The sequence below is a fragment of the Streptomyces sp. P1-3 genome, assembly GCF_050613155.1.
GTDB lineage: Bacteria > Actinomycetota > Actinomycetes > Streptomycetales > Streptomycetaceae > Streptomyces.
The window spans coordinates 7,012,588-7,028,026 of record NZ_CP192512.1 but is presented as its reverse complement, the minus strand read 5'-3'; the positions used below and the strand labels follow the sequence as shown (position 1 = coordinate 7,028,026).

General features: G+C 75.3%; 11 protein-coding genes. 5 read left to right on the top strand and 6 right to left on the bottom strand.

What is annotated here, in order from left to right:
- Positions 1 to 44 precede the first annotated feature (44 nt).
- Positions 45 to 980 carry a LysR family transcriptional regulator gene (locus ACQUSR_RS29985; RefSeq protein ID WP_431045899.1) on the top strand — a complete coding sequence of 312 codons (936 nt, stop codon included), beginning with the start codon at positions 45 to 47 and terminating at the stop codon, positions 978 to 980.
- Here the strand turns inward: ACQUSR_RS29985 and ACQUSR_RS29980 are convergent.
- The gene (locus ACQUSR_RS29980) at positions 955 to 1,248 is read right to left on the bottom strand and encodes a hypothetical protein (RefSeq protein WP_431045897.1); all 294 of its coding nucleotides are present in this window, start codon (positions 1,246 to 1,248) and stop codon (positions 955 to 957) included. The two genes, ACQUSR_RS29985 and ACQUSR_RS29980, sit on opposite strands and share 26 nt — an antisense overlap.
- A 97-nt stretch (positions 1,249 to 1,345) precedes the next feature.
- Between ACQUSR_RS29980 and ACQUSR_RS29975 the strand changes: the two genes are divergently transcribed.
- Together ACQUSR_RS29975 and ACQUSR_RS29970 are read left to right on the top strand one after the other, a co-directional pair.
- Positions 1,346 to 1,561, top strand: a complete 216-nt coding sequence (locus ACQUSR_RS29975; RefSeq protein ID WP_431045895.1) for a hypothetical protein — start codon at positions 1,346 to 1,348, stop codon at positions 1,559 to 1,561.
- 88 nt (positions 1,562 to 1,649) lie between these two features.
- Positions 1,650 to 2,660 carry a hypothetical protein gene (locus ACQUSR_RS29970; protein ID WP_431045893.1) on the top strand — a complete coding sequence of 337 codons (1,011 nt, stop codon included), beginning with the start codon at positions 1,650 to 1,652 and terminating at the stop codon, positions 2,658 to 2,660.
- Here ACQUSR_RS29970 and ACQUSR_RS29965 read toward each other — a convergent pair.
- From ACQUSR_RS29965 to ACQUSR_RS29955, 3 genes are all read right to left on the bottom strand, one after another.
- Positions 2,657 to 5,323 carry a poly(A) polymerase gene (locus ACQUSR_RS29965; RefSeq protein ID WP_431045891.1) on the bottom strand — a complete coding sequence of 889 codons (2,667 nt, stop codon included), beginning with the start codon at positions 5,321 to 5,323 and terminating at the stop codon, positions 2,657 to 2,659. The two genes, ACQUSR_RS29970 and ACQUSR_RS29965, sit on opposite strands and share 4 nt — an antisense overlap.
- Before the next feature lie 131 nt (positions 5,324 to 5,454).
- Positions 5,455 to 8,244, bottom strand: coding sequence for a tetratricopeptide repeat protein (locus ACQUSR_RS29960; RefSeq protein WP_431045889.1), 2,790 nt, complete (start codon positions 8,242 to 8,244; stop codon positions 5,455 to 5,457).
- Positions 8,241 to 8,735, bottom strand: coding sequence for a hypothetical protein (locus tag ACQUSR_RS29955; protein WP_431045887.1), 495 nt, complete (start codon positions 8,733 to 8,735; stop codon positions 8,241 to 8,243). Before ACQUSR_RS29955 ends, ACQUSR_RS29960 begins: the two co-directional genes overlap by 4 nt.
- A 361-nt stretch (positions 8,736 to 9,096) precedes the next feature.
- On the opposite strand from ACQUSR_RS29955, the gene ACQUSR_RS29950 reads away from it, so the two are divergent.
- Entirely contained in the window at positions 9,097 to 10,542 is a 1,446-nt protein-coding gene (locus ACQUSR_RS29950) for an FG-GAP repeat protein (protein WP_431045885.1), read from the top strand.
- 68 nt (positions 10,543 to 10,610) lie between these two features.
- On the opposite strand, the gene ACQUSR_RS29945 is transcribed toward ACQUSR_RS29950, so the two are convergent.
- Together ACQUSR_RS29945 and ACQUSR_RS29940 are read right to left on the bottom strand one after the other, a co-directional pair.
- Complete coding sequence (locus ACQUSR_RS29945) at positions 10,611 to 13,484, bottom strand: ATP-binding protein (RefSeq protein ID WP_431045883.1); 2,874 nt, start codon at positions 13,482 to 13,484, stop codon at positions 10,611 to 10,613.
- Between the two features lie 326 nt (positions 13,485 to 13,810).
- On the bottom strand, positions 13,811 to 14,320 hold the full coding sequence (locus ACQUSR_RS29940) for an ATP-binding protein (protein ID WP_431045881.1): 510 nt from the start codon (positions 14,318 to 14,320) through the stop codon (positions 13,811 to 13,813).
- A gap of 562 nt (positions 14,321 to 14,882) precedes the next feature.
- On the opposite strand from ACQUSR_RS29940, the gene ACQUSR_RS29935 reads away from it, so the two are divergent.
- On the top strand, positions 14,883 to 15,398 hold the full coding sequence (locus ACQUSR_RS29935; RefSeq protein WP_431045879.1) for a GNAT family N-acetyltransferase: 516 nt from the start codon (positions 14,883 to 14,885) through the stop codon (positions 15,396 to 15,398).
- The last annotated feature ends 41 nt before the right edge of the window (positions 15,399 to 15,439 follow it).

The following is a 15,439-nucleotide window of genomic DNA, read 5'->3' as shown; positions in this document are numbered from 1 at the left end:
TCCAGAATTCACGGATCGTGAACAGTGTGGACAGCGGAGGACCGATGGAACTGCGGCAGCTGCGGTACTTCACGGCCGTCGCCGAGGAGGGCGGCTTCGGCCGCGCCGCCGAGCGCCTCGGCATCGTCCCGTCGGCGGTCAGCCAGCAGATCAGCCGTCTTGAACGCGAGCTCGGGGTGGTCCTGTTCGACCGCTCGACCCGCCATGTGCGCCTCTCCGGTGCGGGTGAGCGGCTGATGCCCGAGGCACGGGCCGTGCTCGCGGCCGCGCACCGCGTCCGTCAGGTGGCCGGTGACATCGCCTCCGGCGACGAGGGACTGCTGCGGCTCGGCACCGTCCAGGGCCCCGGCGACCGGATCCACCGGCTGCTGAACGACCTGGCGGTCACCGCCCCGCGCCTCCAGGTACGGCTGCGGCGCCTGGCGGTCGTCGACCGACTCGCCGCGGTGCGCTCCGGTGAGCTCGACGCCGCGTTCGTACGGGCCCTGTCCACGGCGCCCGGTCTGGAACTCCTGCCGGTGTGGACCGATCCGCTGTACGTGGCCCTGCCCGCCGATCACCGGCTGGCGGATGCGGCGGCCCTCCGCCTGGAACAGCTGGCGGAGCTGCCGCTGCGGCTCGCCCGGCGGGAGAGCAACCCGCCGTTCCACGACCTGGTCACCGAGGCCCTGCGCGCGGCCGGAGCCGAACCGCTCCAGGGGCCGCCGTTCACCACCTTGCAGGAGACCCTGGCCGAGATCGCGACCGGCGCGCCCTCCTGGACGGTCTTCTACGAGGTCACCGGAGTGCCGTCATTCCCGCGGATCGCCCTGCGCCGCCTGGCCGCACCCGCCCTCACCACATCGCTGGCCGTGCTGCCCGGACCGCCCGGCGCCGCCCTGCGCCACCTCCTCCAAGCCCTCCGTGAACCACGCCCGGCGGACCCGTCTCGAACAGGCCGCCGGGATCCTTCCGCTACGGGCACCGCTCAGCCCTCTTGACCACGGCGAACTTGACCTGCTGGATCTCCCGGGACGCTCCCGGGGCCGGCTGCTGGAGACACACCTTCCACATCGGGGGCCAGACCGCGTTGCGGTTCGGGCGGCTCACACCCTTGACGTCCAGCTGCTCCAGATTGTTGAGGCTCTTGAGGGCGGCGGGCAGGCCCTTGCCCGTCATGTCCAGCGTGGGGTCGCCCTGGGCGTGGGCCGGTCCGGCCAACGCGATGAGCGACAGTGTCAGGGCTGCGGTGGTGATGTTCCTCTCCATATCCGGATAAACGATCACTGTGGGCGGTGGTAACCGTCGGGCAGCCGTTGGATCTGATGGAGCCGGGCTCGCGGCGCCGCCGCTACGATCAGTCGCCATGCCAGCCGAGCCCGAGCGCCACACCGTCTGCCACTTCTCCCAGGCCAACCCGTCGGGTCCGGGATGCGACAGCGCCCCCGCACTCCTGCGACGGGTGGCTGACACCATCGAGTCCCTCGGACCGGTGGAGATCCAGGACATCGTCATCCACTCGGAGGTCACAGAGCACGGTGACTGGCTCTCCGCGACCGTGTACTACCACCCGCATACCTGAGTCTCATACGGCCACTCACCCGTCAGGCGGAGGAGGATCGTTCAGACGGCCGACGCCACGGCATCGCGGTCGATGCGACGTTCGGAACATGATCGGTGCTGTACGGACGATGAGGACGCCCTGGCACACGTGGCGGCAGCGGCCGCAACGGTGGGTGGGCCGGGTCACGATGTGCTGGGGGGTGGTGTACGCCTGCTTCGGCGTGGGCTGCGCCCTGAGCGGGGCTCCGCTGCTCCACCACGGCGGCGGCCCGGGGCCCTCCGCGCTGGGTTGGGTGGTCGCCGTGGTGGGCGCGTCGGCGGCGCTGACCTGTGCGGCGGTGGCGCGGTACGGGACGCGGCCGACGCTCCGCGTGCTGCTCTGGGTGGTCTGCGCGCTGGCCGGGGTCGCCGCGTTCAGCCTCCTGATGGACGTGATCACGCTGATGGTCGGCCAAGGGGTGGACAGTTGGGTGTCCGCCGCGCACCACGCGCTGGCGGCGGCCGGGGTGCTCCTGCTCGCGGCCACCGCCCGGTCCGGCCGCCGCCCGCCCGCCGCCGCCTCCGCGCAGGCGCCCTCCGCCGCTCCCCGGCCGGTCCAACTCGCCGCCTGGGCCGGTTCGGTGGCCTTCCTCCCGTATATGGCGATGAAGTTGGTGTGGGCCTTCGGCGGCACTTTCGCCGGGGTGTCGGGCGAGGAGATGCTCGCGGTCTCCGAGCGCAACGGCGCCTCGGAGATGTGGCTCACCATGGAGTCCTGGGGTCTGGACCCCACCGTGCTGCTGGCCGCACTCGGCGTCTTCCTGCTCTGGGGCCTGGTCCGCCCCTGGGGCCAGATCTTCCCGCGCTGGACGCTGTTCCTGCACGGCCGCCGCGTCCCGCGCTGGCTCCCCCTGGCCCCGGCCCTGATCGGTGCCGCCACACTCGCTCCGTACGGGGTGCTCGGGGTCGGCTACTCGGCCCTGGCTTCGGCCGGCGTGGTGACGATGCGGCGCGGCGACCTCCACTCCTCACGGGACGCGCTGCTGGTCAGCTGGATCGGCATGGCCGCGTTCGCCGTGTACGGCGTCGCGCTGACCGTCGCCGCCCGCTCGTACTGGCTTCGCACGCGCCGCGTCTAGCGCAGCGTCGGCACGGCGCCGCACTCCGCCCATTCGATCTCGACACCAGGTGTGCCGCCGCCCCACGTGGCGGCGATCTCGGCGAGCCGGGCCGCGTCCGGCGGTGTGCGGCCGAGGCCGATCGCGTACCGCTCCGATGCCGGGCCGGTCTCGAACGGGCGGGGCCAGGCGTGCGCGTCCGGTATCCCGGCGTCTTCCAGTTCGGTGAGCAAGGCCCGCACCCGGCCCCGGACGCGGTCCGGGGCTTCCTCCGGCTGTCCGGTCCGGCCCGGGCGTACGGACAGGATCGCCCATGCCGCGTGCCGGCGGTGCAGGGGCGGAGGTGACAGTAGCTCGGGCCAGGCGTCCGCGCCGGTCTTCGCCGCCGTCTCCAGGGTCTCCCAGGCCCGGTAGAGCTCCTGGGTGAGCAGGTCCCGGAATCCGGGGCCGACCCGCGCGGCGCAGTTGCGGACCGGGTCGGCGGGGGCCATGACCGTCATCGCGGCCCCGCTGACCGGTGGCCCGGTGGAGGTGGCGGCGAGGCTGACCGGTTCTCGCCAGTCCCAGGCCGCCCAGGTGCCGAAGAAGCGCCGGAGCAGGTCATCGGCGGGGACGTCGCCGGCCTCGCGGGTCGTGCGCGCCACCAGTACCGCCCAGGCCGGATCGGGCAGTCCCCCGAACGGGGCGCAGTCGAGGCCGCGCGCCGTGGCCCACGCCTTCACCTCCCGGGCCAGCCGCGCGAATCCGGCGTGGTCTGCCCCGGCCGCGGCACCGGAACACACCGCGTCGGCGACCGCGCCGAACGCGGCACCGCCCGCTCGGGCGGCGTCCGAGGCGCGCGGGGCGGTGTGCCCGGCCAGCGCCTCCGGGGGCCCGGACTCCCCCGCCGGCTCACCGGTGCCCGTCTCGGGCAGCCACCGCACCTCGCCCGTTCCCAGAGCGACGGTGGCCCGTGGCCGCATGGGCTCGTCACCTCGGCGGGAGAGCAGGACTACCTCCCCCACCCGCGCCGACATGCCGTCCAACAGGGCCTCGCACTGGGCTGCGAGCCGGTGCGGATCCCGGGTCCGGCCCAGGGAGAGGTGCGGGGTGAAGCCCTTGGCGCGGCCCTCGCAACGGGGGAACCGCCGTTCCAGGGCGTGGTGCAGTGCCGCCCACGGTGCCGCGTCTGCCGCCGCCGGGTCGAGCCAGACCGTGGCGTCCTCCCGGTGCCTGAAGGCGCGTACGCCCTCCAGGCGGGCGGTGAACGCCGTCGTCTCGGCGGCCGCCGCGGCGAGCAGCGGCGCCGCCCGCTCGAAGTCGGACTCCGGTACGAAGCCGAAGAGCAGATTGACGTGCGGTGGCCAGCGGCGGATCTGCCGGTCGTGCTGCCGCCGGATGTGCTGGATCGACGGCCACAGCTCCTGCGGGGGGATCCAGGCCACGGCGGTGCGGGCGGTCGGCGCGACGGCGAGGACGCCGGCGGGCCGGGTCGCGCCGGAGCCCGGGTCCGCCCCCGCGCCGTACCCGCCGCCGCCCGGGTCCACCCCCACGCCGTACGCGCCGTCGCCCGGGTCCGCCTCCCCGCCGTAAGCGCCGAGGCGCAGGTCCACTTGCATGCCGTACGGGGCTGATACGTACCGACCCTCCGAGGTGGGCGAGTCACCCCGCAGGGCAGCCCCGGTCGCGCGCCAGCCGTCCGCGCGCACCAGCACCCGGTCCGGTGGCAAGGCCCGGCCCGACGGCGGGGAGACCGCGGCCGGCGGACCGGCGCGCGGGGTGGACGCCGGGGTCCGGTGGTGGGGTCCGCGCGCCTCGGTCCAGGCGTCCAGCAGCCCGAGCCCCGCGGCGGGCCCGTCCTCGCCCTCTCCGGCGTCACCGAAGTCGCCGAGCAGGATCAGGTCGCCCTCCACACCGGCCAGCGCCTCGGCGAGCCGGAGCAGTTCGGCCCGCCTCCGGGCCGGGCCGTCCTCGGAGTGGTCGCTGCTCAGGCGGGTGTCGGCCACCACGAGCGGGTGGGAGGCGGTGTCCACGACCATGGCGGTGACGGACCTGTGCGGCCCGAGGGCGTGCCACCCCGCCTCCCGTACGGGCAGCCGGCTGAGCAGCAGCAGCCCGCTGTCGTCGATGTCCGCCGCGGCCGGATCGGTGCTCAGTGTGTAACCGGCCCGCACCCATGGGGTCCGCAGCAGCGTGGCGAGCGGTTCGGGCTCCACGTCCTGCAGCGCGATGACGTCCGCGTCGGCATCCCTCAGGGCCGCCGGGAGCGGGGGACGGCGCGGGGCGGTGGCGACGCGCTCGCCGCCGTACCGGTCCCGACGCGCGTTCCAGGTCAGCACACGCAGCCCCCGCGCCGTCGGCGCCGCCCGGGTCGTCCGGCCCGCGGGGCGCCAGCCGGCCGCCGGATCCCACGTGTACGGTGTCCTGGCCGTGAAGAACGGCGCCCGCAGGCGGCGCGGGTCCGGTGCCCGCCCGGCCTTCGAGACGTCGACGCGGTCCACACCGGTGGCGCGGTCCCAGACCAGCTCGCCGTCCGCCTCGAAGAACAGCACGCGGTGCCAGGGGATCTCGCCTCCTGGTACGAAGTCGGGCAGCGGCATCCGCTCCGGCGCGGCTCCGCGCTGCCTGATCCCCAGCACGAACCTGGTGGGGTCGAACCGCGGGTCGTAGCAGACGCGGTGGTAGATCTCCTCGCTGGTGTGCATCACGCCTCCGTGGCCTCCGCTACCACAGTGCCACCACGCGCGCGGGCGGGGTCGGCTCCGGCTCAGGCCCTACTGGAGGGCGTCCCCCGCCCGGGCGCCGGAGGCCCGGCGCCCCCCCGCCCCGCCGCCGGTCAGGGGCTCAGCCCCGTGACAGCGCGGCGGATCCGGTCGGCCGCGTCGGGGCGGCCCTCGGCGGCCAGCCGGTCGGCGAGCCGGGAGCCGACGGCCTGGTGCAGGCCGCCGACGCCCGCCGCGATGGCGTCGCGCCGCCCGCAGACGCCCGTGGCCTCGATGAACAGGTGGACGGCCTCCGTCAGCCGGGAGCCGCCCGCCTCGGCCCGGATTCCGGTGGCGTTGAGCAGGGCGTGGGCGAGCTTCGGCATGACCCCCGGGTCGGCCGCGGCCATTCGGCGGCGTACGGCCACGCACTCGTCCGCCGCGGCGAGGGCGTCGTCGAGTCGCCCGGTGGCGAGCAGCACGGTACTGAGCGCGCCCTGCGCCTCGGCCAGAAAGTGCCCGTGGGCCTCCGGCCGCCGTTCCGCCAGCCGGCGCAGGATCGTCACCGACTCGTGGGCGGCGGCGACGGCCTCGTCCGGCTGCCCCGCCATGAGCAGCCGCAGACCGAGCCCGGACAGGACGTTCGCCAGTTGGCTCTCGTAGGAGGCCGGGTTGGCGGTGGCGAGCCGCCGGTACAGAGCAGCCGCCTCCCGTCCCGCGGGGACGGCGTCGCGACCGCCGGTGCGGGCCAGAGCCGCGGCGAGGTTGGTCAGGGCATTGGCCAGGGCCGGGGTGTAGGCGGCCGGCTCGGCCCGCGCGAGCCGGCGCAGGATGCTCACGCCCTCCCGGGTCGCCGTCACCGCTTCCTCCGGCCGGCCCGTCCGCCCGAGGCACAGGCCGAGCGCCACCAGCGACGCGGCCAGGTCCGACTCGTGTGCGGCGGGATCGGCCGCGGCCAGTTCCTGGTGCAGGGCCACGCACTCCCGCGTCGCGGCGGTCGCCTCGTCCCAGCGGTCGGCGAGGGTCAGACCGCGTCCCACGTTGAGCAGCGCGCTCGCGAGATCCGGAAGGAACCGCCTGTCGCGCTCGGCGAGTCCGCGCAGGATGTCCACGGACTCCTCGGTGACGGCCAGTGCCTCGGCACGCCGTCCGACGGCGGCCAGCCGGACGCCGTGGGCCTTCAGCCCGACTGCGAGGTTGCGTTGGACGGCCACCGCCAGGGCCGGGGTGGGCATGCCGTCCGGATCGATCACCCGGTACTGCTCCACGGCGGCTCCGGACTCGGCCACGGCCTCTTCCAGCCGCCCGGCGTGGTGGAGCAGGATGCTGAGCCGGTGCCGTTCGGCGGCCTGGTCGCCGGGGTGTCCCGCGGCGGCGAGGCGGTGCGGCAGCAGCCGGACGCTGACGGCGGCGATACCCGGGTCGAGGTCGACGTCGGGCCGCTGGGAGGACGGGAAGTGCGCGGCGACGGCTTCGAGGAGCTCGGGAGCGATGCCGTCGAGCGCGGCCAGGGCGGACAGCACGCCGCTGCCGCCGGCGACGGCGAGTCGGGGGGCGGCCGTGAGCAGTGGGTACAGGTACCGCGGGCCGATGTGCGGCCAGCGCTCGGCGGCGGCGACGAGGAAGGTGACGGCACGGGGCGTCCAGCTGTCGGCGACCGAGCCTGTGAGCAGCGTGTCGACGACCGGCCCGGCCCACGGCTGTGCCGGGTACTCGGCTCGGTGTCCTGGGAGGGTGAGCGCCAGGAAGTCCTCGCTGAGCCGGTCCGGATACAGCGGTTCCAGGACGGTGTCCTGGTCCGGATCCGCCCGGGGGTAGCACACGGCGTGGTCCGCGAGGACGCGCCCCGCCGGCAGCCCCAGGCCCATCCCGCCGACGACGTCCCGCCCCTTCGCGGGAGCCAGCGGCCCGGTGAGTGCCGCGGTGAAGACCGTACGGTTCATCACCTCGGGCGGCGTGCGGAACGCCTTGGCGGAGGGGGCGATCTCGTGGTCGGCGTCGCCGGCGTCCCCGTAGAGCCGCGCCCAGTGGAGGTGTTCGCGGTCCAGGAGGTAGCTGGTCAGCCCGGCGAGGTCGGGCGGTGGCCGCCGGCCCGCGGCGCGGGCGTCGACGGCGACCAGTGCGGCCATGTGCACCGCCAGGGTCAGGCCGAAGTCGGCGCTGGTGAGCGTCTCGGGGGCGGTGATGCCGACGGACGGGATGCCGTACCGGACGGCGAAGCTGTCCCGGGCGGCGGTGAACATCTCCGTCCGCGGGGACTCGGTCCCGGCCTCCCCGGCGCCGTCCCCCTCGCCGGACGCGCCGGGCAGCGGCGGGAGGAACTGGGCGGATGTCGCCGCCTGCTGGTTGGCCAGTGCGGCGCGGACGGCGGGCCATACGTCGTCGCTCCGGGCCAGCAGCAGGACACGGGCGCGCCCGGCGGGCCGGTGCAGCAGCGCGTTGCTGAACAGCCACAGCAGGTGGGACAGCGGCCAGCGGTCGGCGTAGTCGACGATGAGCAGGGTCCTGGCGTCGGCCGCGGCACCGAGGTCCTGACTGCCGGGGGGCGGAAGGACGCTGCCCGGGCCGTGCGTGGCGGTCACGACCTGCCAGCCGTCGGCCGCCGACTCCTGCGCGAAGCGGTCGGCGAGCCGGGTCTTGCCCTGGCCGCCCGGAGCGTGCAGCCACCGCACGGCCAGCCGCGCCCCGTCGTCCCGCCACCGCCGCAGCGCCCCCAGCTCCGCCGAGCGCCCGGTGAACTCCACGACGCCGAACCGGGCGTTGAGCATGCGGCTCGGCATCTCGCGCAGGAATCCGTCGTCGGGCGGGGCCGAGGCCCTCCACCGCTGGAGCAGGTAGACCGGTACGCCGTCGCCGAAGACGTGGATGTCCGCGCCGACCGCACCGTAGGCGAAACCGTTCTCGGCGCGTACGTGCTGCGTCACGAGGCGCCGTCCCCCGCGCCCGTGGGGTGGGAGGGTGGCGACGGGTGCGGCGGCGCGTGGTGGTGGATGTGCACGCTGCTGCCCGGCCCCAGCGCTCCGTACGCCGAGCCGCCGCCGGTGGCCGTCACGCTCTGGTGCCAGACGGGCCGGTCGTCCCGGAGGCGGCCTTGGACCTCGTCGATCAGTGCCTGAAGCTCATGGGCGGCCTCCGGGTCGCGGTGCAGCAGGTCGGCCAGGGTCTCCCGCAGGCGCCGCGTCTGCGCGCCGCGGGCGCCCTCCGGCGCGGCGGCGTCCCGCACCTGGGCGGCGCCCGCCTCCAACTCGGTGCGTATGGCGTCGCCTTCGCCACCCGTATCCCCGCCCTCGGCGTCGCCGCCCCGCCGGAACAGCGCCACGGTCCGGTCGCGGGCCACTTCCCAGGTGCTGGTGGCCATGGCGGCGACGATCGTGCTGGCGCCCGTCATGGCGAGTAACGACATGGGGTCCGTCATGGTGGTCTCCTCCCACCCCGAGGCGGCCGGCTGACCGCCGTCGGGCAAACGTACCCCCCTCCTCCCTCTGACGCCCGCGTGGACCCGGACCGGCCCAACCGCCCCCGGCGCACCGCCCGCACACCGTGCCGCGGCGCCGTCCGCGGCCCTCCGGAGGGTGAGGCGGCCCCCCGGAAACCCCGTTCACTTCGACGACATCCGCATACAACCCTCCGGACGACTCGTGTGTCACACACCGGAAGCCCGTCCACCTGACGGCTGCACGGAGATCGCGGTCGGCGCCCCTGGCGAGACCGCGGCCGGCGCCTGACCCCCACACACGCCACCCCCCTCATTCTTCTCAAGGATTTCGGAGAACCACTTGCGCAGAAAGACTCTCTCGGCGGGCGTGCTCTGCTCGACCGCCGTCCTGTGCTCGACCGCCCTCGTCGCCATGTCGGACCTGAGCGCGGGCACCGCCTCCGCGGCCCCCTCCGGCCTCAGGGGCGACTTCAACGGCGACGGGTACGCGGACCTGGCGGTCGGCATGCCGAAGGCGGCCGTCGGCGGCAAGGCCAAGGCGGGCTACGTCAACGTGGTGTGGGGCAGCCCGAAGGGCCTCGGCGGCAAGGGCTCCACCAGCGTCAGCCAGGACAGCACCGGGGTGCCGGGCACCGCCGAGGCGGGCGACCTGTTCGGTACGGCGGTGGCCGCCGCCGACCTCAACGGCGACGGCTACAGCGACCTGACCGTCACCGCTCCCGGCGAGCAGGTCACGAACACCGGCACCGACCGCGAGGGCACCGCCACCGTGCTGTGGGGCTCGGCGACCGGCTTCAAGAGCGGGCTCACCGCCGCCAAGGGCGCGGCCGACGGCCGGCTCGGCAGGCTGCTGTCGGTGGGCGACTACGACCACGACGGCCACAAGGACCTCGCGCTGAGCACCGCCGGCGAGGAGGGCGGCGCGATGCAGCTGCGCCGCGGCCCGTTCACCGCGGGCTCGTCCACCGCCACGTCCCTCATCCAGGGGTATCAGTTCGCCGCTCCTCAGGCCGTCACCACGGGTGACTTCGACGGCGACGGCGGCGACGACCTCGCGGTGACGTACGACGGCATGGAGAGCGCCGGCACCCACGTCCTCAGCAAGGCGTCGGGCGGCTGGAAGACGACCTGGTCCACCGGCGACCACGGTTCCGCGATCGTCGCCGGCGACCTCAACGGCGACAAGGCGACGGACCTCGCCATCGGCCTGGTCCAGGCCAATCCGGAGGCCGACGGCACGCTCTGCGAGGACCGCCTCGGCGGGGCGGTCGCCGTGATCCTCGGCAAGCCGGGCACCACCCTCGGCGGCGTGGCCACATGCGCCACGCAGTCCTCCCGGGCCGTCGGCGGCACCGCCGAGCCCGAGGACGACTTCGGCGCGGCGCTCGCCGTCGCCGACGTCGACCGGAGCGGTTACGACGAACTGGTCGTCGGCGTCGGCCGCGAGGGCGTCGGCACGCGGGCGAAGGCGGGCTCCTGGTACTCCCTCTCCGTGGTGGGCCCGGAAGCCACGCTGGTCGGCTCGCCCCGCACCCAGGACACCGAGCGCGTGCCCGGCACGGCCGAGGCGGGCGACCGCTTCGGCGGGGCGGTCGCCAGCGGCGACTACAACGGCGACAACTACCTCGACATCGCCGTCGGCGCGCCCGGCGAGAACGCCGGCTCGGGCGGCGTCTGGGACTTCCAGTCCCGCGAGGAGGGCGACCCGCTCCCGATCCTCTCGGTGACGCCGGGCAGCCTGGGGCTGCGGGGCGCGGTCGAGTTCGGCGGAACGCTCAGCCGATAGGCACCCGGTGGGCGGGTGGGGTGCGGCCGCCGCACGCCACCCGCCCTCGGCGGTTCCCGCCGACGGGACTACCGCTTCCCGCCGGAGAGGGCGTCGCGGACGTGTCTCCTCGTGACGCCCAGCTTCTTGAGTACATGGGCCACGTGCTGCTCGATGGTGCGGGGAGACAGGAACAGGGCCTGCGCGATGTCCTGGTTGGTGGCGCCTCGGGCGAGCAGCTCGGCGACCTGCCGTTCGCGCGGCGAGAGTTGGTCCCCGTAGCCGCGGCGGCCGCGCGGCGAGGGGCGGGCCAGGCCGAGTTCACGGAGGGTCCGCTGGCAGCGGGCGGCGTCGGAGGTGGCGCCGAGCCGCTCGTAGGCGTCGGCGGCCCGGGTGAGGTGCTCGGCGACCGTGTCGAGGTGGGAGCGGCCCAGGGCGCGCCCCTGGCGTTCGGCCGCGCGGGCGGTCTCGTACGGGCGCCCGATCTGCCGCCACATCTCGCGGGCGTACCCGAACTCCTCGGCGGCGGCTTCGGCGTCCTCGCCCCGCAACAGGCCCCGAGCCAGGTGCAGTTCGGCGACGGCGCCGGGCGCGTCCCGGCCGCGCAGTCCGTTCTCGGCGTCCTCGGCCAGCCGTCCGGCGGCCTCCCGGTCGCCGCGGGCGAGGGCCGCTTCGACGGCCACGGGCACCAGACCGGTGGCCCTCGCCCACGCGCCCGCCCGGCGCAGCGCCGCCACCGCCGGGAGGGTGGTCGCGAAGGCGGCCTCCGGTGCCCCCTCCGCCAGCCGGATCGCGGCGATCTCCGCGGCCGCCCGGCAGGCCATGGTCACCTGGGACTCCCGCTCCCCGGAGGCGGCGGCCGCGTCCAGCCACTCCAGAGCGCGGGCGTACTGCCCACGGGCCGCTGCCAGCCGGGCGTTGACCATGGCCTGCTCCGCCGTGGCCATGCGGATGTCGGGGAACTCGTCCCCGAGGGCGCCGAAGCGCCGCTCCAGGTCCGTCCAGTGGCCGGCCAGACCGGCCAGCCGCAGCAGGGCGATGCGGCTGTAGCACTCCAGGTACGGGATGCCCGCGCGCCTGGCGAGCTCCCGGCTCTCCTCCAGCAGCGCGGCGGCACGGCGGCCGTGGCCCAGCTCGATGGCGATCTCGCCGACGTTGTACAGGGCGCGGACCGTCTGCCTGAGGACGTCCGCGTCGTCCGCCCGCCGCGGCAGCCCGTCCAGGAGGGCCCATACCCGGGCGTCGCCGTCCCGGGCGAGCAGTGTGAGCCGGGTGGCGCGCACCGTCGCCCGGATGGCGTCGTTCCGGCTGTCCCGGATGGTGTCCTCGGCCCGGTCCAGCCAGGTCCAGGCGTGGTCCGAGGCGCCGTTCTGCTCGTTCATGGCCAAGGCGGCCATGGCGCGGGCGGCACGTTCGGGGCGGCTGCCCAGCTCCTCGACGGCCTCTTCGAGCCGCCGGAAGCCGGCCCGGTCGCCGACCTGGCTGATCATGATGATGCCCAGCGTCAGGCGGATGTCGCCACGGGTGGCCGCCGGCAGCTGCGGATCGGCGAGGATGCGGCGCAGAATGGCGGCGTTGGCGGCGTGGTCGACGCCGTTGACGGCGATCCGCGCCAGCGCGAGGGCGGCCCGCGACCGCAGGTCGGCGTCCAGACGCGGCTGGTCCAGGATCTGGTGCAGCAGCGCGGCGGCGGTGCCCTGGTCGCCCAGGGCGATCGCCTGGTCGGCGGCGGCCTCCGCCTGCCGCAGCCATGCCGCGTGATCGCCCAGGGCGTGGGTGTGGTGCGCGATCTGGACCAGCGGCGGAGGTGACTGCGCCGCGAGCGCCTCGACCGCCCGCCGGTGCAGGCGGGTGCGCTGCGGGCCGGGGATGTGCTGGTAGGCGGCCTGCTGGGCCAGGACGTGCCGGAAGACGTACCGGCCAGAGCCGGTCTCGCGGAGGAGGGAGGACCGCAGCGCCTCCGTCAGCCCCTTGGCGCCTGCGTCGGCCTCCAGGCCGGCGACGCCGGTGAGGAGGGGCTCCGGGGCGGGGACGGCGAGCACACAGGCCGCGTCGACGATCGCCGCCCCGGCCGGTGACAGGGCCGCCAGGCGTTCCGTGACCGCTTCGCGCAGGCTCCTGGGCACCCCGGCGCGTTCGAGGCCGGCGGTGAGATCGTCGCCGCCGCTGAGCAGCTGTCCCTGCTCGCACAGAGTGATCAGGTCCTCCTCGGCGACCAGTGGCAGGCCCTCGCTGCGGTGGTACAGGGCGTGGCCGAGTGCCGGTGTGGCGCGCGGGCCGAGCACGGCACCCGCCAGATCCCGCACGTCCTGCTCGGACAGCGGGTCGAGGCGGATCGTGGTGCCGCCGGTCCCGGGCGGGCGGCGGTACGCGGCCCCGAGCAGCGGGGCGTCCACCGGCAGGTCCTCGGCCCGGTAGGTGAGCACCAGGCTCAGCTGTTCGGGCAGGTCCCTGGCGATCAGGAGGAGCAGCTCGCGGGTGGCGTCGTCGACCCAGTGCAGGTCCTCGACGACCAGGACGGCGGGGCCCAGTGCCTCCAGGAACGAGCGGACCGCCTGCACCAGCTGATGGCGCTGGGAGTGGGCGTCCTCCGGCCGCGGCGGCGGGGGCGGAAGCCGGTCGGCCAGGTCCGGCAGGAGCGGTGCCAGCGCACCGGCGGTCGGCGGAACGCGGCCCGATGGCGGCAGCCAGCGGCCCGCCTTCCGCAGGGCGTCCACGACCGGGCCGAACGGGAAGGGCTCGCGCAGCGGGTGGCAGAAGCCCGTCAGCACCCGGCGGTCCGCCGCGGCCCGCACGGCCTCGCGGACCAGGCGGGACTTGCCGATCCCGGCCTCGCCCTCGACCAGTACGACCGCCGGCGGATGGCTGAGCGCGGTCAGCAGCAGGTCGAACTCCCGCTGCCTGCCGACGAATCGGAAGGTCCCGCCGGTCGCCGCGGCAGCGCGGTCGGGGCCGACTCGCACGCGATCACCTGCCTCGCCCACGGCACCGGACGGAGCGGCGCTGACCGGTCCCGTGGCCCTGTGCTGGCCACGCTAGACCGGCGCACGAGGGGCGGCAACAGACGGGTGCGCGAGGGGCGGCGACCGTACGCCCGGGCCGCCGCCGCGCCGCCGCGGCGGCGCGGCCGTCAGCGGTCAGCGGTCAGCGGGGACGGGCGATCCCACCACCGAACGGCGGTCAGCCGGGGACGAGTGAACCCACCACCGAACGGCGGTCAGCACGGACGGACGAGCCCACCACCGAACGGCGGTCAGCCCGGACGGACGAGCCCACCACCGAGCGGCGGTCAGCCCGGACGGGTGAACCCACCACCGAGCGGCTGTCCGCCACCGGCTCCCAGCACCAGCTCGGCGGCCACCCGGGTGCCGCGCGCCGTGACCGTGACGAAGCAGCCGGCCGCGTACGCCTCCACGATCCGCAGGCCGCGGCCGCGGCACGGCGGGTCGCCGGCGTCCTCCTCGTTCACCCGGCGCGCCGCCGGCCGTGGCCGCCACCGCCCGGTGTCCTGGACCTGGACCGTCATGGTCGGGCCGGCGACGGCCAGCAGGACGGCCACGTCGGGGCTGCCGCTGTGCCGCACCGCGTTCGCGACCAGCTCGGTCACGATGACGGCCACCGCCTCGTCGACCGCCTCGGACTGTTCCCACCGCCGCACCGCGTCACGGGCGAAACACCGCAGGACGGGTACCGATTCGGCGACCGCGGGCATGACGCACACGGCCGACCTCGTCCCGTCGGCGGTCCGGCCCGGCCAGCGCCGACCGGAGGTAACGGAGCGTGTCTTCTCGACCGTCATCACGTGGGGCTCCTTCACGTCACCGGCTTTCGCGAGCCGGGACGCGGAGTGGGGATGTTCGTACAGCCGGCCGCGGCAGCGGCCCCTCGACGTGACCTGGCCCCGCTCGACAGACGCAGGCGGGGCCCGGCCATCCGCAGCAGCCCGGTCGAAGGCTGCGGAGACTGGTGGGGCAGCCTCTTGCCCGCCACTCTCGCCGCCGGACCCCGGCCGGAACAATCAGGGGGCGCTCAAGTACGGGTACGCAAAAAAAGCCGGGCCCGGGGACGGAGCCCGGAGGGACGGAGCCCGAAGAGTCGTCCCGTCATGGCCGCCCCCGCCTCCGGCACCGGCACCGGCCCGCGTGCTACGTTTGCGAGGGTTCGCATGATCCGGATCGAGGACGAAAGGGAGGTGGGGCTGATGACCGCGCTCAAGGCCACTGCGCAGTGCAGCGCCCGGACCGCCCTCACGTCCCGGGCGACGGTCTGACCCAGCCGTCCTTGCCTCGCCGAGAGCGTGAGCTCGCGAGGCGATGCCATGCCCGTACGAACCTCACCATGAAACGGATCCGCATCCCGTCATGCGTACACGCGACAACTGGATCACCCGCGCCGAGACCGGCGCCGACATCCCCGCCATCCGCGACATCCTCCTCGCCGCGTTCGAGACACCGCTCGAGGCCGACCTCGTCGACGCCTTGCGCGCCGACTCCTCCTGGATCGACGGCCTGTCCATCGTCTCCACCGACGGGGACGGCGAGCTCATCGGCCACGCGCTGCTGACCCGCTGCCACATCGGCGACACCCCGGCCCTGTGCCTGGCTCCCGTCGCCGTACGCCCGGATCACCACAACGGCGGCGCCGGCTCGGCTGCCATCCGCGCCGCTCTCGCCGCGGCCAAGGGCATGGGCGAGTACTACGTCACCGTCCTCGGACACCCGGCGTACTATCCGCGCTTCGGCTTCACCCGCGCCTCCACCCACGGCATCGGCCTGACCTTCGACGTCCCGGACGAAGCCATGATGGCCCTCAGCCTGGACCCGTCCCGCCCGCTGCCCACCGGCACCGTCCGCTACGCCGCACCCTTCGGGATCTGACGGTCGGGCGCGGGTGTGCGGGGGGGCGCCATGCCCCCCGC

Excerpts from the sequence above, each read along its gene's own strand:
- ACQUSR_RS29940 (WP_431045881.1), bottom strand. The coding sequence starts at position 14,320 with ATGACGGTCGAGAAGACACGCTCCGTTACCTCCGGTCGGCGCTGGCCG.
- ACQUSR_RS29965 (WP_431045891.1), bottom strand. The coding sequence starts at position 5,323 with ATGCACACCAGCGAGGAGATCTACCACCGCGTCTGCTACGACCCGCGG.
- ACQUSR_RS29975 (WP_431045895.1), top strand. The coding sequence starts at position 1,346 with ATGCCAGCCGAGCCCGAGCGCCACACCGTCTGCCACTTCTCCCAGGCC.
- ACQUSR_RS29935 (WP_431045879.1), top strand. The coding sequence starts at position 14,883 with ATGCGTACACGCGACAACTGGATCACCCGCGCCGAGACCGGCGCCGAC.
- ACQUSR_RS29970 (WP_431045893.1), top strand. The coding sequence starts at position 1,650 with ATGATCGGTGCTGTACGGACGATGAGGACGCCCTGGCACACGTGGCGG.
- ACQUSR_RS29955 (WP_431045887.1), bottom strand. The coding sequence starts at position 8,735 with ATGACGGACCCCATGTCGTTACTCGCCATGACGGGCGCCAGCACGATC.
- ACQUSR_RS29985 (WP_431045899.1), top strand. The coding sequence starts at position 45 with ATGGAACTGCGGCAGCTGCGGTACTTCACGGCCGTCGCCGAGGAGGGC.
- ACQUSR_RS29980 (WP_431045897.1), bottom strand. The coding sequence starts at position 1,248 with ATGGAGAGGAACATCACCACCGCAGCCCTGACACTGTCGCTCATCGCG.